Raw genomic sequence first — 21,892 nt, 5'->3', positions numbered from 1 at the left:
CTCCCTTTAATCTAATCGACGACGTGTTGCTAACGCCGTTAAGCCAATAAAAAATATTGCCGATACGATTAATAACCACATATCTAGCATTAATATCAACGGAATATCACCTGCTAAAAATAATGTTTGTAAGCTACTGACAAAATAACGCGCAGGAATAAAGTAGGTTACCACTTGAATAAAGAATGGCATGCTATCAATTTCAAACACAAAACCAGATAACATAATCGCGGGTAAAAAGGCGGCATTTAAGGAAATCATAGCAGCATTAAATTGATTACGTGTCAGTGTAGAAATTAACAATCCCATTCCTAACGCTGTCGCTAAAAAGAGCGATGTAATTCCTGCTAAAATCCACAGTGATCCTCGATAAGGCACGCCCAATACAAAGACAGTAACCACCATACATAACACCATGACAAAGCTACCTAAAATTTGATAAGGAATAAGCTTTGAAAGGAGAAGTTCGGTACGTGTTATCTGAGTTGAAAGCAGGGCTTCCATCGTGCCCCGTTCCCATTCACGGGCAATGACTAAAGAGGTGAGAATAGCACCCACTACAGTAATAATAATGGTCACAGCACCCGGAATAATATAGTGCTGACTTATTGCCGCAGGATTAAACCAATAGCGAGGTTCTATTTCAATTAAAGGCGTTGTATCAATACCTTTACTTATCGCTTGTTGTTGTAGCCAAATTTGCCAAACACCTTTGGTATATGCTTGCACAAAGTTTGCGGTATTGGGTTCACTGCCGTCGGTGATCACTTGAATAGGCGCTTGTGTATCTGGACGAGCCAGTAACTCTGCAAAATTGACAGGAATAACCACGATGCCCCGAATTTGTCCCGCTTGCATTTTATCAATTAATAATTGGCGATTATCACTAATGGTTGCGTTGATATAAGGTGAATTGGTAAACGTATAAACTAACTCTTGTGCAGGCTGGCTTTGCTGATTGGTTAAAATGCCAACATTTAACTTACTTGAATCTAAATTAATGCCATAACCAAAAATAAACAACAAGGTGAGCGGAATGACAATCGCTATTAAGGCACTACTGGGATCACGGGTAATCTGCTTTGTTTCTTTTAAACACAGTGCGTATAAGCGACGCCAAGAAAAACGGGCATGAGAGGATTGAGCTACATTACGCATTTTTTTCGCTCCCTTTATCATTTTCACGTTCAAGTTTCTTATCGTAATCCAACACTAAACCAATAAAAGCATCTTCCATGGATGGGTTTGGGTTTTCTTGAGTGGCAACCCTTTTTTTCAGTGAGTCTGGCTCGCCTGCGGCAATAATTTTTCCACGATAAACTAAACCAATACGATCACAATACTCGGCTTCATCCATAAAGTGAGTCGTCACCATCACGGTTACGCCTTTATCAACCATGCCATTAATGTGTAGCCAGAATTCTCTTCGCGTTAAGGGGTCAACGCCTGATGTGGGTTCATCTAAAAAGAGAATATCGGGCTCGTGCATTAATGAACACGCGAGGGCAAGGCGTTGTTTATAACCAAGAGGCAAGGTATCTGTGATTTGGTTTACCATGGGTTGTAAACCAAACGCAGTTATCATGTCGTTGATTTTATCTCGCTGTTGTTTGCCATGTAAGCCATAGACACCAGAGAAGAATTTCAAATTTTGTCCCACTTTTAAATTGCCATAAAGTGAGAATTTTTGTGCCATATAACCTAAATGTTGGCGTGCTTTACCTGAGCTTTCTTTTAAATCCATACCTAACACCAGCGCTTTACCGCTAGTGGGGACTAATAAACCACACATCATTTTAAATGTCGTTGATTTACCTGCACCGTTAGGTCCCAATAAACCGAAAATTTCACCGCGTTTAACTTGAAAATCAACGTGATCGGTTGCTGCAAATTGACCGAACATTTTGGTTAATTTCTGTGCTTCAATCACGGTTTCATCAGGTGCAGAAGGGATCTGAGGCATAATTTCAGCTAATTCAGACTTATGTGAAGGGCCACCTCCTAATAAATCTATAAAAGCATCTTCAAAACGCGGTGTAGCGGGAATAAGCTTTGCATCAGGTTTACCCAAAGCACTTAGTAATTCAGTTTGATTACTCTGCTTTTTCAAGATCAAACGGACAGATTGCCCTTGAATAACGCCATCAGTGACTTGAGGTTGAATAATGGCTTGTTGCAATACTTTTCTACGTTGATGACCTTCAACATTGAGTAGAAAAGAACGACCTGTCATTTTTGCTGTTAAATCTTGAGGAATGCCACTGTAAAGTAACTCTCCTTTGTTAAGTAAGAGAATGTTTTTACATTGTTCTGCTTCATCAAGATAAGAGGTGCTCCACAGTATCAACATACCATCGCTGGCCAAAGCATGTACCATTTGCCAAAGCTCACGGCGTGCAATAGGGTCAACACCGACACCTGGCTCATCAAGCAGCAAGACTTTAGGGCTTCCTAATAAGGTACAAGCCAGCCCCAGTTTTTGTTTCATCCCACCAGAAAGATTGCCCGCAAGGCGAGAAGTAAAGCGTGTGAGATCGGTAAAAGTGAGCAACTGTTGATAGACTTTTTTGCGCTCATCACCGACAACATTTTTTAAATCAGCATAAAGATTGAGATTTTCTAATACGGTTAAATCTTCATAAAGACCAAACTTTTGTGGCATATAGCCAAGGATCGCTCGGACATCCACGCTTTGTTTTTGCGGATCCATTCCTAAAATACGAATATCACCTGCATTTGGTTTTAATAGCCCTGCAAGCATGCGAATTAGTGTTGTTTTTCCCGCACCGTCAGGCCCCACTAATCCTGTGACAGAGCCACCCGTTATGGTGGCTGTTAATGCAGAAACCGCAGGGTTTTCCAGTCCAGTAAAGCGTTTTTCAACACCTTGTAGTTTAATTGTGTAATCAGTATGTTCCATTTTTTGCTCCCCACTTAATGAGTGGGTGCAAATTTTAGGGTCACAGGCATGCCTTGGCGTAATGCGTCATCAGCATCAGTGACAACTACTCGGAGTCGATAAACTAAATCGGTTCTTAATTCAGGGGTTTCAACGCTCTTTGGCGTAAATTCTGCTGTCGGTGAAACAAAACCAATAGTGCCATGATAAGGCTTATCTTTGCGTCCATCAGTGTAGAGATAGACTTCCCGATTAGGGATTGCTTCACTTAAGTGGGTTTCACTAATATACGCTCTAACCCAAACTGGGTTAGTTAAAGACACCGTAAATACGGGATTACCTGCAGATAAAATGGTGCCAGGTTCAACAGCTCGAGTTAATACGGTACCTTGTGAAGGTGAGATTAATTGAGTGTCTTGAAGGTTTAATTCTGCTTGAGCAACAGCGGCCTTAGCCTGCATGACTTGCCCCTTAGCGGCATCTATATCTTCTTTTCGATATCCATTTTGATACTGATTTAACTTGTCTTGGGCTGCTTTTAAGGCTGCCGAGGCTTGATTGCGATTATTTCTTGCGCTATCTAACTCATTGGCTGAAATGACTTTACGATGAGCTAAATCTTGTTGACGCTTATAAAAATTCTCTGCATATTGCCAAGCTGCTTGTTTTAATGACACGTCAGATTGCGCTTGTGCGATTTCTTCAGTGCGATAGCCTGCCTCCATTAACGCTAATGCAGCAATAGCGCTGTCACGCTCACCATAAGCTTTGTTAAGGGCATTACGATAAGGAGCGTCATCAAGTTGGCCGAGTAATTGGCCTTTTTCAACAGGAGCGCCTTCATCAACGTGTAATGAATCTAATTTCCCCGCAACACGAAAACTCAGGTTTACGGTACGTATATCGACATTGCCATAGAGCACTAATTCAGACTCTTTGTTTTCTTCATAATAATAGATACCTGCAACAAGACCGATAATAATCATTAAGATGATAAAGAAGCTGACTTTTTTAGTTTTCATAATAACTCTATTTATGCATGATGTGGGTGAGTGTAAATCTCTCTTAATCCATTGAGTAATAAAGTAATGTGCGTTTTTAACGTATTGGAGATAATCTGATACTCATTCTTACCAATCCTATCCCATCCTGTTTGTCTTAGAATGGTTTCCCGCACTAAACGAAATGATAACACTTCTCCTAATATAGCGTGAGTGTGTAGCATTGTTGTCGGAAGTGAGGCATCTAAACCAATATAAATTGCTAATAATTTATTTACACGTGTTAAAAGTGGCGATAATGCTTGCTGGTGGATAAGGGAATAGGCCTCAGTGGGAACAAGCTGTTCTCTTGCCATAATACGGCTAAGGTGAATATTCGCTTTATCAAGCACCAGTTGGGCATATTGCAAGAAACTATCCGTGATAAGCGTTTGCAGTAATGGAAGATGTTCTGTTGGATTTGGTCGTTCAAGAAATTCGTCAAGGATGATAACAGTCGGTTCAAAATCAAGACGAATTAAATCTGCGATATGTTGGGCAACGGCAAGATACAACCCTTCTTTTGAACCAAAATAATAAGCAATAGCGGCAATATTTTGTTGAGCAGCTTGTGCAATTTGGCGTGTTGTGGCGGCATCGGGCCCGTTTTTACCAAAAATTTCACATGCCGCTTCCAATAATTGTCGTTTTGCTAGTTCACCACGTGTCGTCTTCTGATGGGTTTCTGACATAATAGAAGATACCTTACTTAAGTAAAATGTAACAAAACCAATGATATTAAAAACAGCGATAACAAGGCGTATTATATTAGATGATATTGAACAATAGGAAAATTTTGTAATAAATAATCAAATAAAGCTGATTTGTAATAAAAAAACGCTATCTATTATTGAAAATTATTTTTGTATTCTGAATATAGCAAAAACTGTTAGAATGGGGGTTATTAGGTTAACCTAACAAGGTTCATTCTCTTTCATTACTGTTTTTACTAATAAATGATAGTACCTATAGCGTAATAATACCTATAGATTGACAGTATGAAAGCTCGTCATTTTTAATTTCAATCACCGTGTTATACGTTCTGGTTGTAGGAGACTACTGTTTTGACCGATTTTACATCGCTTGGCTTAAGTGAGGCGCTTCTCCGCGCTATTGATGAACAAGGGTATAAAACCCCAACCCCTATTCAACAGCAGGCAATTGAGCCAATTTTGGCGGGTAAAGACGTATTAGCAAGTGCGCAAACAGGGACAGGTAAAACAGCGGCTTTTACATTACCAATATTGGAAAAGTTGACTAAATCAACAGAAAAAACCAAAGGTCGCCAGCCTGTTAAAGCGTTAATTTTAACACCAACACGTGAATTAGCTGCGCAAATTGCTGAGAACGTAAAAGCGTATAGCCGTTATTTACCGATTCGTTCACTTGTGGTTTTTGGTGGAGTGAGTATTAACCCACAAATGATGAAGTTGCGCAGTGGCGTGGATGTGCTTATTGCAACCCCTGGGCGTTTACTCGATCTCGAACATCAAAATGCGGTTGATCTTTCTCGTGTGGAAGTCTTAGTCCTTGATGAAGCCGATCGCATGCTAGATATGGGCTTTATCCACGATATTCGTCGTGTGATCAATAAATTACCTAAAAAACGCCAAAATTTATTGTTCTCAGCGACGTTCTCTAAAGATATCACTGGGTTGGCAAATTCATTATTAAACGATCCAGTCAGCATTTCAGTGGCAGCTCGAAATTCGGCTGCTGAATCTGTCGAACAACATGTCCATTTAGTGGATAAAAAACGTAAAACAGAACTGTTATCACATCTGATTGGTTTAGAAAATTGGTCACAAGTACTGATTTTTACACGTACTAAGCATGGTGCTAATAAGCTTGCTGAACAGTTAAATATGGATGGCATCAAATCAGCCGCTATTCATGGCAATAAAAGCCAAGGTGCAAGAACTCGCGCTTTAGCTGATTTTAAAGACGGTAAATTAAAAGCCTTAGTGGCAACGGATATTGCGGCTCGTGGTCTTGATATCGACCAACTGCCTTATGTTGTTAACTTTGAATTACCACAAATAGCAGAAGATTATGTTCACCGTATCGGTAGAACAGGTCGCGCCGCAGCAACAGGCAAAGCTATTTCATTGGTTTGTGTTGATGAACATGGTTTATTAGCTGATATCGAGCGTTTATTAAAACGCGAAATTCCGCGTTTAGCGTTAGAAGGCTATGATCCTGACCCTTCAATTAAAGCGGCACCTTTGCATAAAAAACCAAAAAATAATGCACCACGTAGAAGCGGCGGTGGCAGTAGCCATGGTCGTGCAGATATTCGTGGTAAAGATAATCGCAATAATGCTCGTAAAGAGGGTGATAGCGAAGGAAGTAAAGAAGGCGGTCGTAATAAAAGTAAAGAAAACTATCGCAATAAAGATGGCTCTCGTACTGGTAAATTAGGGCCTCGTCGTTCACGTAAAAGTGATGAAAGTAGTGACAATCAAAGCCCTTGGGCAAAAGCTAGAAAAGAGTTTTGAGGTTAAAAAGTGCGAGTTCTATTAGCGCCAATGGAGGGGGTTTTAGACCCCCTTGTGAGAGAGTTACTCACCTCGATTAACGATTATGATCTCTGTATTACTGAGTTTGTACGTGTTGTTGATTCATTGCTGCCAACCAAAGCGTTTTATCGTTTATGCCCTGAATTGCAGACAAAAAGTCGCACGAAAAGTGGAACACTTGTACGAGTACAATTATTAGGGCAACATCCTCAGTGGTTAGCGGAAAATGCCAATAGAGCCGTTTCGTTAGGTTCTTGGGGAGTGGATTTAAACTGTGGTTGTCCTTCAAAAACAGTTAATGGCAGTGGGGGTGGCGCTTCACTTTTAAAACAACCAGAAACAATTTATCAAGCAACCAAAGCGATGCGCAGTGCAGTACCTTTAGAATTACCTGTATCAGTCAAAGTCAGACTGGGTTGGGATTCTTCTGCTTATAGTCATGAAATTGCTGATGCTGTGGCGCAAGGTGGTGCTACTGAAATTACGGTACATGGTAGAACCAAAGAAGATGGCTATAATGCTGAAAAAATCAATTGGCAAGCTATTGGTGATATTCGCCAAAGACTTTCAATTCCTGTGATTGCCAATGGTGAAATCTGGAACCGTGAAGATGCATTAGCCTGTTTAGCCACAACGGGTTGTGATGCGATAATGATTGGTCGTGGTGCGATGAACACGCCTAACTTAAGCCGCGTTGTTAAAGGTATTGAAACAAGAATGCCATGGCCTGAGGTTATTCAATTATTAAAGCGCTATGTTCGTTTAGAAAAGCGCGGTGATACGACAATTTACCACGCATCACGTATTAAACAGTGGTTTAGCTATTTACGAAAAGAGTACACCGAAGCTGATGATTTATTTAGGCAAATAAGAATACTAAAAACTTCACCAGAAATTGCAGTGGCAATAGAGGCTCTATAGTTTAAACATAATCTTATTCAATAAAAATAGCGCTAATTAATCAGCGCTATTTTTTTATTCATTAAGAAATAATCCCTCTATTTATCCTAAATATCATGTCATTTATCTCCAATAATTGGAAAAAATTACTTTTTCGACTTACACTCAATAAGTGACATTTTTTAGGTATGTTGTTTATATCAAGACTATTTTAGGGGGAAATATGGGAATTATTGCTTGGATTATCTTTGGTCTGATCGCGGGTATTTTGGCGAAATTCTTAATGCCGGGCTCTTATGATATTGGTCTGATATGGACTTGTATTTTAGGTATTGTGGGGGCAGTTGTCGGTGGTGCAATTAGTAGCTTCTTTGGTAAAGGTAAAGTGGATGGCTTTAACTTTGGTAGCTTTATTGTCGCTGTAATTGGTGCCATTGTTGTGCTCTATCTTGCCAAAATATTTGCAAGTTAATACCTTTACACCAAATAGATATTGATAATAAACCCGCTTAATGCGGGTTTACTTTTTTAAGGCACAGACAGATTAAATTAACATACACAAGGAAGGGCACTTTCAGCACCCCATTGCGCCCAAGAGCCGTCATAAAGTGCAATGGATTGGCAACCTAATACAGTTAACGCTAAAAATAAAATTGCCGCAGTCATACCAGAGCCACAGGTAACAATAATGGGCTGTGATAAATCAACGCCCGCTTGCTCAAATATTTGTTTTAATTCTGTTTTCTCTTTTAATTGCCCATTAACCACTAACTCATTCCAAGGCACATTTTTACTGCCAGGGATATGCCCACTACGTAGGCCTGGGCGAGGTTCTGGTGCTCTACCATAAAAACGATCAGCAGAGCGCGCATCAACTATCTGTTTTTGTTTAGTGTTTAAATTATCGAGAAGTTGCTGTTTATTGGCATAACGTTGAGTGTGACGTTCAACCACAAAAGGAGACCGTGCTGGTACTTTGATTGCCTCACCTTGTTCTGTCACAAAACCTGCATCTACCCATGCTTGTAAGCCACCCGCTAAAATTCGTACATTACGGCAACCTAATGTTGTTAATGTCCACCAGCCTCTTGGTGCGGAGAATAAGTTACCTTGATCGTAAAGAATAACCGTCGTGGTATTGGTGATCCCTAATTGCGTTAGTATTTCTGAAAACAGTGCATCAGATGGCAACATATGGGGCAGTGTCGTGGATTTATCGGCGACTTCGTCAAGGTTAAAAAAATGGGCATGAGGAATATGGCGTTCAAGATAAAGTGCTTGGTAGTCAATGCATTGGGTTGGCATTGGTGCACTGACATCAAGGATCACAAGATCACTCTCGTTCTGATGTTCAAATAGCCATTTGGGTGTAACAAAGTAATTGTATTCCACGGTGCGACCTCATTTATTTAGCAGAAGGTGAGCTGTCTGGGATAGCTGGAAATTGCTGTGTCGGGGATGTTTCAGGTTGCGTTTTTTCTGTTTCTATCGGTGTGGTGGAGCGTGTATAGATATTTAATCCCGCAAGGAAAACCCCTCCGATAGAACCAAAAGCCAGTAGCGCGATAATCACAATAATTATTTTTTTCATAAGGTTCATTTGCAGATGAATGTTGCGCAAAAGTATATCGAGATATGAAGTTGAAACAAGTGCTAAGTCCGTTTAATCGACAAATGATAGTGGCCACCAACGGGGGGAATAGATAAATAAACAGGCTATTTATAAAAAATAAATAGCCTGTTTAGAGTTAATGTTGACGTTAATTATTTCAATCAAAGGTTACAGTCAATGATAAGAAAAAGCCCTTAAACTCAGGAGTAAATAAGTTTAAGGGAAGGGGTAACGCCACTTAATTAAGTGTATAAAAACCAGAATGTCATTGCCAAATTCACTATTGCCGCAACCGCCATAGGAATAGCTGTACGTTTAACAATTTGGAATGGTGAAACATTCGCGATCCCTGCAATAGCGACAATGGCTGCAGTAATCGGCGAAACAGTACGACCAAAGCTGGTCATAATTTGCATGGGTAAAATTAAGGTAATAACATCCACTTTTAAGAAGGCAGCAATTTTGGGCGTTAAGGCAGCAAATGAGAAGAATGCTGCATTACCTGAGCCCATTAAAAATGCGGCTAATGCAAGAATAGCACTCATGACAATGATCATAGCGGCAATGCCAAAACCCGCATCTTGAGCAGAGCTAATTAGCGTATCAACAGCACCACTTTTTAATAAACCGTTAGCAAAGAATTCGCCCGATACAATCAGAGATACCACTAAAACAAATTGTTTACCCATACCTTCAAAGAACAACATAAAGCTGTTCATCACCGCTTTTGCATCACGTAAGCGAACATATTCAAAAAGAAGTGCAATTACGGTACTAATAATCATTGCTGTGGTGACTTCTAATTTAATATAAGGGTGTAGCAAAGGACTGAAGCCAATAATCAGAATTAAAGGAATAACAGGTAATAAGGCATACGATAATGGAATTTTACTGCCTTCTTCTTTTACGACATCAATAGTCGTTGGGTCAAAGACAAAACCTTCACGTTTATCCCACCAGCGCTGAATAAAGAAGTGAGTGATCGCAACAGCAATAATAATAGGAATAGTAATAGGCAACTGGTGCTGAACAAAATAGACGGCAGGTTCAATCTCCGCTGTTTTTGCTGCCATAATCACATTACCAGAGCCAGGACCATGGTCGATAAATTGGCAACATCCAATCACGGCTAAAGCAGAAAGTGGACTAATACCTGAACGAATGAGTATTGGATACATGGTGACCATTAACAACATACCTAAACCAGCATGGCTAGGAATAAAAATCACCAAGATTTGAGTCACTAGAAATGAAATCACCAATAATAAATAAGGTGATTTTATGGCTTTTAAAGGCTTTTCAAAAATAGCAAATAAAGCACGGCTTGCGCCGACATGTTCCATATAACGAGAGAAACCCGCAATTGCCATCAATGTTAAACCTAGGCCAGCTAAGCGTGAGCTCATAATATCCGTAAAGATTTGAAAGACATCAAAATACTTAAATTGAGTGGTCTTATTTTCTGGTAATAACGGATTCAGGTCGAGAGACGCCGTCAGGAGCAACAGCAGTAACCCCCCGAGTAACAATACTGGCTGAGGTTTATAACCTCGCGCCAGTAGATAAACCACCAACGCTGTTACCAGCGCGGCAATGATTAAACCTGTCATAGTTAATTCCCCGGTAGTGATGCAATATTTTTTTGTTATTGGTTTAGTGCTGTAAACGCTTGTGTAATATCTGCAATCAGATCATCCGTTGCTTCAAGGCCGACATGTAAACGCACAAAAGGGCCATGACCTTCACGCCAATTAGACGCTGTTCTTGCGCCAACGACATTGGCCGGCAATGCCAAGCTTTCAAATCCGCCCCAAGATGCACCAATGCCAAATAATTCAAGGGCATCAATAAATTGTTCTGATTGTTTTGTGGTGAATTTTTGTTTAAATTCAATGGTTAATAGCCCATTACTGCCTTTGCAGTCACGTTTCCATAAATCATGACGAGGGTGATTAGGCAATTCAGGGAACCATACTTTTTCAACTTCAGGACGGGTTTCCAACCACTGCGCAATTGCGAGTGCAGATTTACCATGAGCGGCGATACGTTGACCTAACGTTCTCATACCACGAAGGACTAATGCTGCATCGTCAGGGCTACTGGCTTGGCCTAATGCTTCTGGCAATGCGCCAATTTTTTCCCATGCTTTTTCATTTGCAATCATAATGCCCATCATGACATCAGAGTGACCACATAAGTATTTGGTTGCTGCGATAACAGAGACATCTGCACCTAACTCTAGAGGGTTATAAAGCCATGCAGAACCCCAAGTGTTATCAACACCAACAGGGATATTCCTCTCATGGGCAATACGGCAAATTTCAGGTAAGTCGAGCATTTCATAAAGTAATGAACCCGGTGATTCAACAAAAATAAGTTGCGTATTGGATTGAATTTTTTGTTCAAAATCTGAGCCATCAGTTTTAAAGAAGCTATAAGCAATGTTATTGGGTTCAAGAAAAGCAGAGGCGATTTTACGCACAGGTTCATAAACAGAATCGGCAAATAAAACATGTCCACCACTGCGTGCATATCCCATAATGGTCACCGCAATCGCAGCTAATCCGGTAGGAAATAACTGAGCACGATGACCGCCTTCTAATTCAGTAATTAACGCTTCAAGTGCAAATGCGGTTTCTGTACCCCGAGCGCCATAACTCAATACACGTTCTGTGGCACGACGATCACGCACATCACGCCAGCTTTTAATTGAGTCAAAAACAATGGTACTTGCTCTCATTACAGGGGGGTTAATGGGGCCAGAGGTTTTAATTTCTTGACGTCCGCTGTGTATTAGTTTTGTTTGTTTATTTCGTTTCATTATTTATATCTCCAAATATAAAAATAGAGTTCCCTGGTAATTAAATAAAATACTTAATTACTGTTTGTGCTTATTTTGTTTCTATTATTTATAACAAACTTATTTATTTTTAAAATAGCTATTTTCTAAAAATGATGATCTTCCTCTAACTTTTTAGCATTAATTATTCTAATTAAATCTTAAATAACATTTAAGATTTAAAAGTTATAACTAATAAATAAAACGTTATTTATAACTTATTGAATTAATGTTACTTTTTAATTGATTAGAAATATTTGGATTTAGATTAAAATTATCAAAGTGTTTTTGTTGAGATTATATTGCATAAATAAAATAAGAATCTAACAAGTCATTTGATTAAAAAAATGATTTCTTTATTATTTTTAAACAGGGGAAGTAATTATGGGAACCAGCGTTTTCGATTCGGTTTTATTAAAAAATTTATGGTCAACAGAAGAGATGAGAACTATTTTTTCTGATAAAACAAGAATGCAAAATTGGCTTGATTATGAAGCGGCATTAGCGATTGAGCAAGCCGAATTAGGATTGATCCCCAAAGAGGCTGCCGAGGTGATTGCCGATACCGCGAAGCTTGAAAAACTGGATATGGATTATGTATTAGAACAAGTCCGTTTAACTCGTCATCCATTAGTACCCACTATTCGTGGTTTAGAGCATGCTTGTCCTGAACATTATGGTGAATATGTCCATTTTGGACCCACAACACAAGATGTGATGGATACCGGCCTAGTACTCCAACTAAAAGAAGCGCATCACACTTTTTTGCGTGATATTAAAATAGTAGGCCGAGCATTACTTTCATTGAGTGAACAGCATCGCAATACGCCGATGGTAGGACGCACATTAGCATTACAAGCACTACCTATTACTTTCGGTCATAAAACGGCGATTTGGCTGACAGAGTTAGCGCGACATTATCAACGTCTTAAAGAAGTTGAGTCTCGTTTATTTGTTGGCAGTGTGGTCGGTGCGGTAGGAACTAAAGCCTCTTTAAGTGATAAAGCTGATGAATTAGAAGAACGTGTATTAAAACGTTTAGGCTTAGAGGTACCCGAAATTTCATGGCAGCCCGCGCGTGATAGATTCAGTGAATATGGCATGCTAATAGGCTTAATTAGCGGTACATTAGGCAAAATCGCCAATGAAATCTTGCTATTAGCCCATAACGAACTGGGTGAATTATCAGAGCCTTTCAGTAAAGGGCAAGTCGGCTCTTCTACCATGCCACATAAGCGTAATCCCGCAATTGTTGAAAATGCAGCTTGTGTGAGCAATACCTTAAAAGCCAACCTTTCTGTTTTAACAGACATGATGAAACATCAACATGAGCGCGATGGTGCCATCTGGAAAATGGAATGGAAAATCATGCCTGAGATGTGCCTGATGCTTTCTGTTATCTTCGATAATATGAAAACCGTATTAGGTGGGTTAAACGTGCATGTTGAGAAAATGCGCGAAAATATGGATATTTTGGGGGGCTTTATGCTGGCAGAGCGTGTGATGTTTGCATTATCTGATAAAGCAGGTAAACAAACGGCACATGAAATTGTGTATGAGGCCTCAATGTCTGGACAAGAAGAGGGTATCACCTTTGTTGAGGCAATTAATCGTGATACTCGCATTCGTGATCACATCACCCAAGAAGAACTTGATGCGTTGTTAGATCCAACCACTTATGTGGGGAATGCACCAGCACAAGTTGATCGTGTAATAGCACAAACCAAAGCATCTGGTTGGTTAAATGATTAAGTGACTTGACGGAATTCAACCTTCTTATTATCTAAAAGCCGGTGAAATGCTGGCTTTTTCTTATCTGTTTCGAGGTGTTTATGACATTAAGTCAGCAATTAGCCCAATTTATTACCACAACAACGTTTTCTGATTTACCTGCGCAAGTTGTTGAGCGAGCAAAAATACATTTATTAGATACATTAGGTGTTGCTCTTGCTGGCAGTGTGCAACAAAGTGCGATTCAAAGTCGTCAAGGTGTCACGTTCTTACCTGACAGACAAGGGACTATTCCTATTTGGGGCAGTTCACTCACAACAAGCACAACAGTGGCTGCACTTGCCAATGGTATTGCGTCACATGCATTAGATTTTGATGATACTCATACAGATTCTATTGCACATGGTAGTGCGGTATTAACGCCTATTGCCTTTGCATTAGGTGAATCTATCGGTGCGTCATCACAAGATATTTTAACGGCGTGGGTTATTGGTTGGGAAGTTGCTGCAAGGGTAGGCTTAGCAAGTCATAGTGGGTTTCACCAACGTGGTTTTCACGCCACAGCCATTGCTGGGATTTTTGGCGCAACGGCTTGTGCTGCCTCGCTATTGAAATTGACACCAGAACAGACGGTGAATGCTTTAGGGCTTACAGGAAGCCAAGCGGGCGGTGTGGCGGAGTATTTGACTAATAGTTCGTCTTCTAAATGCTTTCATGCGGGATGGGCTGCACAATCCGGTATTATTGCTGCGTCACTAGCAAAAGGCGGAATGACAGGCCCTGAAACCATATTTGAAGGTCGTTATAGCCTTTATCAAACCCATGGTATTCGAGAGCTAGCACAACCAGAACAAGTGACATTAGGATTGGGTAAAGTATGGGAATTCTTAAATGTTTCTATTAAGCCATATCCTGTGTGTCATTTTGCCCATGCAACCGTTGATTGTGGGCGTCATTTATTGAAAAAAGGTATCACAGCGGATGATATTGAAAGTGTGGAGTGTGTGGTTGATCCTGTCGCAGCGGCGTTAATTTGTGAGCCACTTGAAACCAAGTGGGCACCTCAAACGGCTTACGGGGCAAAATTTAGTTTGCCATGGCTATTTGCAGCGGGTTTTTTAGACAATGCGCTAACATTATCGTCGTTATCTTTAGAAAATTTACAACGTGAAGATATTCAACGGTTAGCGAAAAAAGTGAGTTATCGTTATCCTGAAAAAGGCGAAATTCCATTTCCAATCTATTTTCCGGGATTAATTTTCGTGACATTAAAGAATGGCGAGAAGATCACCGAAAGATTAGATATTCAGTATGGTAACCCGAAAAACCCAATGACAGATGAAGATGTGATCAGTAAATTTTATGATAATGCCTTATTGGCGATAGAGGCTCCACAATCAAGGCTGCTGGTTAAAAAGGTACTGAATTTTGATAATGTGATGCTTTCTGAGATAACACAATTATTGCAAATTAAAGAGGCAACACGTTAAGCCAAAGATAAAGTAAACAAGATGATTAAGTGAAGGATTGGTTTTGTCTGCCAATCCTTTTTTTATTGTCTTGCACACATAAATTCTGATGTACAAACCACTTTTTCGCCAATACGTACGACACCTAAAAAGCTGACAATTGTGCGGCGCTGTCGGCGAAATTGAATATCAAGGTGTAGTTGATCTCCCGCTTTGACGACATCATAGAACCGCGCATTTTTTATGCTAGCAAAGTAGCATTGCTGGCCTTCTTCCATTGGGGAAAGATAGTAATGAGCGAGAACACCCGCCGCTTGAGCCATACTTTCAAGCAGTAATAAAGGAGGATAATATTCACCAAAAACAACAGTGTCGTTAGTAGTGATATTTTTAATTGCCGTTAATTTGCCGTTGGCAAGTTCAGCGGGCTCAGAAATGACGCGATCAATTAATAAGAATGGATAACGATGAGGTAATATTTCCATTATTTCACTGACGGAAATGGGCATACTTTTTCTCCTCGCTATGGTGATAGAACAGGCACAGTGTTGTGGCAATGGTCGCTATTATTCCATTCTTATTCAATACCGTACAGTAGTACTGCGTGTTTTTAAATGAGAAATTGGTGTTAAAGAGAGAACAAAGACGAGCATAGAGAGATATTCCGTCTTTGTTATCACTAAATAAGAATAGCTTATTAATTGAGGCGGGCAATAATTTGGCGTAGGTCAGCCATTGCTGCTTCATTCAGAGGCTCTTGCGGTAAAATAGGTGAGCCCACGTCAAAGCCTTGAATATTAAGAGAGGCTTTAATACATGATGCCAACGAATATTTAGTAAAGGCCTCGTTGATTTGCCACATCTCTTTTTGTTTTGCCAATGCGGTATTAAAATCACCTTTGGTGGCTAATTCATAAAGTTCGACACATTGTTTTGGTAATACACAAGCAGGGCCCGCCATCCAACCAACACCGCCCAGTTTTAACACAAGCAAGGGAATATGCGCAGAGGCACTGAAGATTTTAACGCGTTCACCAAAGGTGTTGATCATGGTGAGTAAGCGACCTGTATTGCTTGACGCATCTTTAATATATTCAATGTTCGGGATATAGCTAAGCTCATTGAATAAAGAGATAGGTAGAACATCCCCCAAGAGCCCCGGATTGGTATAAATTGTCATCGATTTTTCAGGAAATGCGTCAGCGATAGTTTGGAAATAGCCTGCTTGAGCGGTTTCACTTAATGGATACATTTTTTGTGAAATCAGTACCATGCCATCTACACCTAATTGGGCGTATTGTTCAGCTTGATGACAAGCATCTGCGGTTGAAAACCCAGCAACACCCGCAATAACAGGAACACGCCCCGCAGTTTGATCAACAGTGATACGCACAATTTCATTACGTTGCGCTTGAGAGAGATAAGCATATTCACCTGTGCTACCTAATGGGCTTAAACCATGAACGCCACACGAGATTAAATGCTCCACTAAGCGACGTAATGACGCTTCAAGAATAGTCCCTTTTGTTTGATCAATAGGGGAAACAAGGTAAGGAAAAATGCCATGAAATTGGGTCATAATCGGTGTCCTGTTTTGTGGTTTTACTTTTCTATTACTTCTATTATTACTTTGATTATCAATGGTATTTTTTGTATAGGGTCTGCTTTTTTATTCTTGTTGAAGTGTTATATCAGCGTGATTAATTACTTCATTTTGCTCATTTTTCAATGAATCAAACAGTATTTGAGCGGCTTTTCCTGGACTATTGGCATTGAGATATAGGTTATAGCTAATTGCGGGTAAGGCGGGTAAACCTTCTTTTTCGCCCAAAATACGCAAGTCATCACCTGCAAGCTCAATTGAACGCGCCATAATACCTAAACCTGCACGTACTGCGGCTCTTGCGCCTGACAAGGTGGTGGCAACATAAGCAATTCGCCAACGAATACTTTGCTGATCAAGATGGTTTATCATCATATCTCGGTAAGTGCTGGGCTCATCAAGTACCACTAATGGCAGAGGCTCATCCAGATCAAATCTGAAATGTTTTCCGCAATACCATAATGAAGGAGAAACTCGTAGGACAATTTTGGGATACCCTACATGTTCTTCTGTGGAAATGGCTAAATCAAGTTCGTTATTTTCTAACATTGACATTAAAAACGGGCTACGTTTAACAATAATTTCCATAATAAGGCGGGGGTATGCCCCAGAAAAACGCGCAAGTAGATCAGGTAAAATTGTGTTTGCTGTGTCATCAGGAGAACCAATTTTTAAGATCCCATCGATTTCTTCATGCATTAATGAAAGGCACGCTTCATCATTGAGGCGTAAAATGCGGCGAGCATAATTAAGAAGTTGTGTTCCTGCGTCGGTCAGTGTTTTATTTCGGCCTTGCCGAGCGAAAAGCTCTTTACCGATGAGTGATTCAAGTCGTTGCATTTGCTGGCTGACGGCAGATTGTGTACGACAAACGGATTCTGCGGCTGCAGCAAAGGTATTTCCATCGACAACAGCAACAAAGGTTCGGAGTAAATCAAGTTCTAAGTTAAAAATAGGGCGCTTTGCAGAGGTCATTATTGTGTCTCTTAACAGGTGTTGTTGTATTTAATGAAGCCAAGAAATCATATTTTTTTATAAAGCTATTTTTAGATGTTACGTAATCAATACTCATACTATGAAGAGTTGAATTAATAATCTATAACAAAGCTCAATAATTTCGAGACGTTATCCATTCTTTGATGAAAAAAGATCGTAAATGAAGGTAACTACTGATTTTTATACAGTGTTATGAGACAATGGCGCCTTTCTTAAAATCAGTCGTAGAGTGGTTATGTCCCTTTCTCAATCAGTTAAAAATCAAATAAGTCAGTGGTATAAAGCCCTACCAGAGCATATAGAAGGGTTTATTCCGCGTGCACCACAGCGTGAAATGATCGCTGAAGTGGCCAAGACTTTTTCTGATGAAATGGGACGTCATTTGGTGATTGAAGCCCCGACAGGGGTGGGTAAAACACTCTCTTATCTTATTCCGGGCATTGCGATTAGCCGTGATGAGAAAAAACCTCTGATTATCAGTACCGCGAATGTGGCACTTCAAGATCAAATCTACAGTAAAGATCTCCCCTTACTTAAAAAAATCATTCCTGATCTCACGTTTACAGGAGCTTTTGGTCGTGGGCGATATTTATGTCCGCGTAATTTAGAGGCAATTTGTGCAACTGAAGGCGAACAAATTGACTTAATGTTTTTGCTAGAAGACAAAGTGGATGTGGCGACCAGTGCAGAAAGAGAAATTTGCCAAGAGCTAAAAAATGATTTTACAAGCTTTGGTTGGGATGGTTTGCGTGATCACCATAAACGAGCATTAACTAACAGTTTATGGCGCAAAATTAGCACTGATAAAATGAACTGCTTAGGGCGTAATTGCCAATATTATCATCGCTGCCCATTCTTTATTGCTCGACGAGAAATTGATGAAGTGGATGTCGTTATCACCAATCACGCTTTAGTGATGGCGGCAATGGAAAGTGAGTCAGTATTACCTGATGCAAAAAATCTACTTTTAGTGCTAGACGAAGGGCATCATATTCCAGATGTTGCACGAGATGCGCTAGAAGTAGAAGGGGAAATTACCTTAGTTTCTCTTAATAACCAACTTGATAATATCACGCGCCATGTTAGCCAATATTTAGCGCAATTTATTCCTGTAAAACCGCCTAAATTGGCTGATCCTATTCGTTTTGATGCACATATTGCGAAGCTACGTGAAGCCTATCAAGAGGTTGATACTTTTGCGCGGGCATTATTACCTGAACGCAGTGAGAAAGATGAATATCTCTTCCCGTTAGGTCAATTACCTGAACAACTTCTGTTAAGTTGCCAAACCTTATTTAAGCTAACGGATGGCTTAAAAATGCTAGGTGAAGCTATTTTGACTGATTTAACAGAACGTACTGCCAAAGAAGATGTTGTGCGTTTACACCGTGCCATTTTAACCACTAGCAGAATGGTCGGTTATTTAGAAAATATGGCGAAATTGTGGCGTCTAGCAACGTTAGAACAGACTTCCAAAGCTCCTGTGTCGAAATGGCTCTCACGTCGTTACGATAAAAAACAGTCACATCTCTATTTTCATTGCGCAGGAATTCGAGTCAGCGAGCAACTGACGCAATTATTATGGAAAAATATCCCGCATGTGGTTATTACATCCGCCACATTACGTTCCTTAAATAGCTTTTCGCGTATTCAAGAGCTAACTGGGTTGAGTGAACATTTTGATGATCGCTTTATGAGTTTATCCTCACCTTTTGAGCATCAAAAACAAGGCAAATTAGTGATCCCTAAAATGCACTATGAGCCCACAATGAGCCATGAACGTGAACACTTAAAAGAGATGGCACAATATTTTCGACAAGGAATGGAAGAGAATAACCACCGAGGTCAACTGGTTTTATTTAGTAGCCAACGGGCAATGGAGGGTTTTTTAGATGAAGTCAAAGATTTACGCTTGTGTTTATTAGTGCAAGGTGATCAACCTCGCTATCGATTAGTTGAAACACATTGCAAACGGATTGATGCGGGTGATAATAGTGTGTTGATAGGGTTACAATCTTTTGCTGAAGGGCTTGATTTAAAAGGTGATTATTTAACACAGGTACATATTCATAAGATTGCCTTTCCGCCCGTGACTGATCCGGTGATTATAACAGAAGGTGAGTGGCTTAAATCTTTAAAACGTTATCCCTTTGAAGTCCAAAGCTTACCAAGTGCATCATTTAATTTAATTCAGCAAGTTGGGCGTCTTATTCGTAGTCATCATTGCCGTGGTGAAATTGTGATTTATGATAGACGTTTATTAACCAAGAATTATGGTTCTCGTTTATTAAACGCACTACCGGTTTTTCCTATTTATCAGCCTGATATACCTAAAATAAAATAAATAAAAAGGCCACCTAAATAAATGAAGGTCGCCTTTCTAAGGTATAAACGTATTTTATAATGACGAATTAATTTTCAATATTGGCTTCAATAAACCATAAGAACTTATCAAGATCACGCGATGCCGCGGTAAACATATCGGCTGTATCTTCGTCTTCAACTTCATCAATAGCTTTACGAATATCATTAGCAACAATAGCGTAACGATCGGCTAGTGCTTTTAAGTGGTCTTGCACATCATGAATATCCAGTGGATAGGCTTTCAATGGTGTTTTCTTGCTGACAACTTGAGCGGTGCCTAATACAGTGCCACCTAATTGAACAATACGTTCTGCGAATTCATCAGTGTGCTCATTAATGGTATCGCGGAAGCCATCAACCATCTCATGGACAGAAATAAAGTTTCTGCCACGCATATTCCAGTGCGCTTGTTTTGTGATAAGAGATAAGTCGATAAACTGCGTTACCATCTGTTGCAGTAATTCGATAGCATGCAGTTTTACGCTATCATCAAGATTATTACGGGTATAAAGCAGAGTTGATGGTGTGGATTTGACTAATTTAGCAGTACTCATAATCGTTCTCCCTAAATAATTAATAAATCAATATCTTAATTTCTGTTAATTATGATAGTGAATTATTAATGGTTAGTCTTATCGATTGATACTATTAAATTGATAGGTCATCTATTAAAAAAATCTAATCTATCGAAATAGTCTATTTAGAGTAAGACAATGAGCGAAAAATAGCAATGATAGGTCAGTAAAGTTATTATTTAATAAGTAAAAAGGATCACAAGATCCTTTTAAAATTAATATTTATTTTCTGATGAGTAAATAACGTTAAATATCTATTTAACTTCCTCAATTTTGGTTTTACTTTTCATTGTCGTTGTTGAACCAATAGAGGCTAAAACAATAAAGGCTAAGGCAACCCATTGTATTAACGTCAAATGTTCGTGTAGGAAAATAATACCAATAAAGGCTCCCATACAAGGCTCTAAGCTCATTAATGTGCCAAATGTTTTTGCAGGCAGACGCGTGAGAGCAATCATTTCTAAAGTATAAGGGAACGCAGTGGATAAAATCGCAATGGCTAAGGCAATAGGTAAAATAGACCAACTAAACATAAGGTCAGGGCTGCTTTGCAATAGACCAATAGGCACGAAAATAAAGGCGGCCACTAATGAACCAATAGATACAGTTGCTGCACCATAGCCTTTTCCTGCACGTTGTCCGAATACAATATATAACGCCCAACCGACACCTGCGCCCAGTGCGTATAAAATACCCAGAGGATCCAGTCCGTGAATATTGTCACCAATAGGAAGCAATAATCCTAAGCCCGCAATCACTAACGCTATCCATAAAAAGTCGATAGCTCTACGTGATGAAAACATGGCTACAGCCAAAGGACCCGTAAATTCGAGTGCGACGGCAATACCCAAAGGAATAGTTTCAAGCGCGAGATAAAAAAGATAATTCATTGCGCCTAAAGATAAGCCATATAAAAATAGGGGCATTATTGATTCACGAGTTAATTTGAGTCGCCACGGTTTAAAAATAAAAAAGAGGATCAAAGTGCCTAATAATAAGCGTAACGCTGTGACTGCTGGGGCACCGATAACTGGAAATAGGCTTTTAGCAAGGGATGCGCCGCTTTGTATCGAAAGCATGGAAAGAAGCAAAAGAAGTACAGGATAAAATACCTGTAATTTAGCTGAGTGTCTGGCTGACAACATCCTATAAAACCTCATCAATAATCATTCGTATGTGTGCTCTGTTAGCGGTATAACAAAGGATCGCATAATATAAAATAAAATCACAAGCTTTAATATAGTTATTTATTAATTAAACTAATTAATTTATTTTTAGTTTAAATATAAATAAATTTATTTTTAATAGAATAAAAATTAAATTTATTTAAGTATCTAGCTTTAAT

20 protein-coding genes are annotated in these 21,892 nt (G+C 39.6%); 6 read left to right on the top strand and 14 right to left on the bottom strand.

Features of this window, described 5'->3' with window-relative positions; all coding sequences use genetic code 11:
• Nucleotides 1–6: 6 nt before the first annotated feature.
• Genes INT04_RS14555 through cecR form a run of 4 tightly spaced genes read right to left on the bottom strand, consistent with a single transcriptional unit; the run spans nucleotide 7 to nucleotide 4,631 of the window.
• Nucleotides 7–1,158 (bottom strand): ABC transporter permease, encoded by a 1,152-nt coding sequence (locus tag INT04_RS14555; protein ID WP_193016819.1) that lies wholly within the window; start codon nucleotides 1,156–1,158, stop codon nucleotides 7–9.
• Nucleotides 1,151–2,920, bottom strand: a complete 1,770-nt coding sequence (locus INT04_RS14550) for an ATP-binding cassette domain-containing protein (protein WP_193016818.1) — start codon at nucleotides 2,918–2,920, stop codon at nucleotides 1,151–1,153. Before INT04_RS14550 ends, INT04_RS14555 begins: the two co-directional genes overlap by 8 nt.
• A gap of 14 nt (nucleotides 2,921–2,934) precedes the next feature.
• Nucleotides 2,935–3,921 (bottom strand): secretion protein HlyD, encoded by a 987-nt coding sequence (hlyD, locus tag INT04_RS14545; RefSeq protein ID WP_193016817.1) that lies wholly within the window; start codon nucleotides 3,919–3,921, stop codon nucleotides 2,935–2,937.
• 11 nt (nucleotides 3,922–3,932) lie between these two features.
• On the bottom strand, nucleotides 3,933–4,631 hold the full coding sequence (gene cecR, locus INT04_RS14540; RefSeq protein ID WP_193016816.1) for a transcriptional regulator CecR: 699 nt from the start codon (nucleotides 4,629–4,631) through the stop codon (nucleotides 3,933–3,935).
• 372 nt (nucleotides 4,632–5,003) lie between these two features.
• Between cecR and rhlE the strand changes: the two genes are divergently transcribed.
• The 3 genes from rhlE to INT04_RS14525 all read left to right on the top strand — a co-directional run bounded on the left by rhlE (nucleotide 5,004) and on the right by INT04_RS14525 (nucleotide 7,830).
• Nucleotides 5,004–6,437, top strand: coding sequence for an ATP-dependent RNA helicase RhlE (rhlE, locus tag INT04_RS14535; RefSeq protein ID WP_193016815.1), 1,434 nt, complete (start codon nucleotides 5,004–5,006; stop codon nucleotides 6,435–6,437).
• Between the two features lie 9 nt (nucleotides 6,438–6,446).
• Nucleotides 6,447–7,379 (top strand): tRNA dihydrouridine(16) synthase DusC, encoded by a 933-nt coding sequence (gene dusC / locus INT04_RS14530; RefSeq protein WP_193016814.1) that lies wholly within the window; start codon nucleotides 6,447–6,449, stop codon nucleotides 7,377–7,379.
• A gap of 202 nt (nucleotides 7,380–7,581) precedes the next feature.
• The gene (locus tag INT04_RS14525; protein WP_193016813.1) at nucleotides 7,582–7,830 is read left to right on the top strand and encodes a GlsB/YeaQ/YmgE family stress response membrane protein; all 249 of its coding nucleotides are present in this window, start codon (nucleotides 7,582–7,584) and stop codon (nucleotides 7,828–7,830) included.
• 77 nt (nucleotides 7,831–7,907) lie between these two features.
• Here INT04_RS14525 and sseA read toward each other — a convergent pair whose 3' ends face one another.
• The 4 genes from sseA to metC form a co-directional block, all read right to left on the bottom strand.
• Nucleotides 7,908–8,750 carry a 3-mercaptopyruvate sulfurtransferase gene (sseA, locus tag INT04_RS14520; RefSeq protein ID WP_193016812.1) on the bottom strand — a complete coding sequence of 281 codons (843 nt, stop codon included), beginning with the start codon at nucleotides 8,748–8,750 and terminating at the stop codon, nucleotides 7,908–7,910.
• A 13-nt stretch (nucleotides 8,751–8,763) separates the two neighbouring features.
• Nucleotides 8,764–8,949: a hypothetical protein gene (locus INT04_RS14515; protein ID WP_193016811.1), complete on the bottom strand. Its 186-nt coding sequence runs from the start codon at nucleotides 8,947–8,949 to the stop codon at nucleotides 8,764–8,766.
• A 263-nt stretch (nucleotides 8,950–9,212) separates the two neighbouring features.
• A complete protein-coding gene (dcuC, locus tag INT04_RS14510; protein ID WP_193016810.1) occupies nucleotides 9,213–10,580 on the bottom strand; it encodes a C4-dicarboxylate transporter DcuC in 1,368 nt (455 codons plus the stop codon).
• A 35-nt stretch (nucleotides 10,581–10,615) separates the two neighbouring features.
• Nucleotides 10,616–11,791: a cystathionine beta-lyase gene (gene metC / locus INT04_RS14505; protein ID WP_193016809.1), complete on the bottom strand. Its 1,176-nt coding sequence runs from the start codon at nucleotides 11,789–11,791 to the stop codon at nucleotides 10,616–10,618.
• A gap of 402 nt (nucleotides 11,792–12,193) precedes the next feature.
• Here metC and purB point away from each other — a divergent pair, with 402 nt between their 5' ends.
• Nucleotides 12,194–13,561 carry an adenylosuccinate lyase gene (gene purB / locus INT04_RS14500; protein ID WP_193016808.1) on the top strand — a complete coding sequence of 456 codons (1,368 nt, stop codon included), beginning with the start codon at nucleotides 12,194–12,196 and terminating at the stop codon, nucleotides 13,559–13,561.
• Nucleotides 13,562–13,641: 80 nt separating this feature from the next.
• Nucleotides 13,642–15,030: an MmgE/PrpD family protein gene (locus INT04_RS14495; RefSeq protein ID WP_193016807.1), complete on the top strand. Its 1,389-nt coding sequence runs from the start codon at nucleotides 13,642–13,644 to the stop codon at nucleotides 15,028–15,030.
• Between the two features lie 62 nt (nucleotides 15,031–15,092).
• Here the strand turns inward: INT04_RS14495 and fabZ are convergent, their stop codons facing one another.
• The 4 genes from fabZ to INT04_RS14475 form a co-directional block, all read right to left on the bottom strand.
• Nucleotides 15,093–15,518 (bottom strand): 3-hydroxyacyl-ACP dehydratase FabZ, encoded by a 426-nt coding sequence (gene fabZ, locus INT04_RS14490; protein ID WP_193016806.1) that lies wholly within the window; start codon nucleotides 15,516–15,518, stop codon nucleotides 15,093–15,095.
• A complete protein-coding gene (locus tag INT04_RS14485; RefSeq protein WP_193016805.1) occupies nucleotides 15,499–15,756 on the bottom strand; it encodes a hypothetical protein in 258 nt (85 codons plus the stop codon). The genes fabZ and INT04_RS14485 overlap by 20 nt, the downstream gene beginning before the upstream one ends.
• A complete protein-coding gene (locus tag INT04_RS14480) occupies nucleotides 15,707–16,588 on the bottom strand; it encodes a dihydrodipicolinate synthase family protein (protein WP_193016804.1) in 882 nt (293 codons plus the stop codon). Before INT04_RS14480 ends, INT04_RS14485 begins: the two co-directional genes overlap by 50 nt.
• A gap of 90 nt (nucleotides 16,589–16,678) precedes the next feature.
• Nucleotides 16,679–17,587, bottom strand: a complete 909-nt coding sequence (locus INT04_RS14475; RefSeq protein WP_193016803.1) for a LysR family transcriptional regulator — start codon at nucleotides 17,585–17,587, stop codon at nucleotides 16,679–16,681.
• Nucleotides 17,588–17,843: 256 nt separating this feature from the next.
• On the opposite strand from INT04_RS14475, the gene dinG reads away from it, so the two are divergent.
• On the top strand, nucleotides 17,844–19,952 hold the full coding sequence (dinG, locus tag INT04_RS14470) for an ATP-dependent DNA helicase DinG (protein WP_193016802.1): 2,109 nt from the start codon (nucleotides 17,844–17,846) through the stop codon (nucleotides 19,950–19,952).
• 67 nt (nucleotides 19,953–20,019) lie between these two features.
• On the opposite strand, the gene dps is transcribed toward dinG, so the two are convergent.
• Nucleotides 20,020–20,526: a DNA starvation/stationary phase protection protein Dps gene (dps, locus tag INT04_RS14465; protein ID WP_072070537.1), complete on the bottom strand. Its 507-nt coding sequence runs from the start codon at nucleotides 20,524–20,526 to the stop codon at nucleotides 20,020–20,022.
• A gap of 275 nt (nucleotides 20,527–20,801) precedes the next feature.
• Nucleotides 20,802–21,692: a threonine/homoserine exporter RhtA gene (gene rhtA / locus INT04_RS14460; protein ID WP_193016801.1), complete on the bottom strand. Its 891-nt coding sequence runs from the start codon at nucleotides 21,690–21,692 to the stop codon at nucleotides 20,802–20,804.
• Between the last annotated feature and the right edge of the window lie 200 nt (nucleotides 21,693–21,892).

Origin of the sequence: Proteus sp. FME41 (genome assembly GCF_014897315.1) — a bacterium.
In the GTDB taxonomy this organism is placed as follows: Bacteria; Pseudomonadota; Gammaproteobacteria; order Enterobacterales; family Enterobacteriaceae; genus Proteus.
The sequence above is the reverse complement of the archived record's forward strand: the minus strand, read 5'-3'. Positions and strand labels throughout refer to the sequence as shown.

Coding starts and splice junctions, on each gene's coding strand:
- INT04_RS14550 (WP_193016818.1), bottom strand. CDS start 2,920: ATGGAACATACTGATTACACAATTAAACTACAAGGTGTTGAAAAACGC.
- fabZ (WP_193016806.1), bottom strand. CDS start 15,518: ATGCCCATTTCCGTCAGTGAAATAATGGAAATATTACCTCATCGTTAT.
- INT04_RS14485 (WP_193016805.1), bottom strand. CDS start 15,756: ATGAAGCAGCAATGGCTGACCTACGCCAAATTATTGCCCGCCTCAATT.
- dcuC (WP_193016810.1), bottom strand. CDS start 10,580: ATGACAGGTTTAATCATTGCCGCGCTGGTAACAGCGTTGGTGGTTTAT.
- dinG (WP_193016802.1), top strand. CDS start 17,844: ATGTCCCTTTCTCAATCAGTTAAAAATCAAATAAGTCAGTGGTATAAA.
- dps (WP_072070537.1), bottom strand. CDS start 20,526: ATGAGTACTGCTAAATTAGTCAAATCCACACCATCAACTCTGCTTTAT.
- rhtA (WP_193016801.1), bottom strand. CDS start 21,692: ATGTTGTCAGCCAGACACTCAGCTAAATTACAGGTATTTTATCCTGTA.
- cecR (WP_193016816.1), bottom strand. CDS start 4,631: ATGTCAGAAACCCATCAGAAGACGACACGTGGTGAACTAGCAAAACGA.
- INT04_RS14480 (WP_193016804.1), bottom strand. CDS start 16,588: ATGACCCAATTTCATGGCATTTTTCCTTACCTTGTTTCCCCTATTGAT.
- INT04_RS14515 (WP_193016811.1), bottom strand. CDS start 8,949: ATGAAAAAAATAATTATTGTGATTATCGCGCTACTGGCTTTTGGTTCT.
- INT04_RS14555 (WP_193016819.1), bottom strand. CDS start 1,158: ATGCGTAATGTAGCTCAATCCTCTCATGCCCGTTTTTCTTGGCGTCGC.
- hlyD (WP_193016817.1), bottom strand. CDS start 3,921: ATGAAAACTAAAAAAGTCAGCTTCTTTATCATCTTAATGATTATTATC.
- metC (WP_193016809.1), bottom strand. CDS start 11,791: ATGAAACGAAATAAACAAACAAAACTAATACACAGCGGACGTCAAGAA.
- INT04_RS14525 (WP_193016813.1), top strand. CDS start 7,582: ATGGGAATTATTGCTTGGATTATCTTTGGTCTGATCGCGGGTATTTTG.
- INT04_RS14495 (WP_193016807.1), top strand. CDS start 13,642: ATGACATTAAGTCAGCAATTAGCCCAATTTATTACCACAACAACGTTT.
- INT04_RS14475 (WP_193016803.1), bottom strand. CDS start 17,587: ATGACCTCTGCAAAGCGCCCTATTTTTAACTTAGAACTTGATTTACTC.
- purB (WP_193016808.1), top strand. CDS start 12,194: ATGGGAACCAGCGTTTTCGATTCGGTTTTATTAAAAAATTTATGGTCA.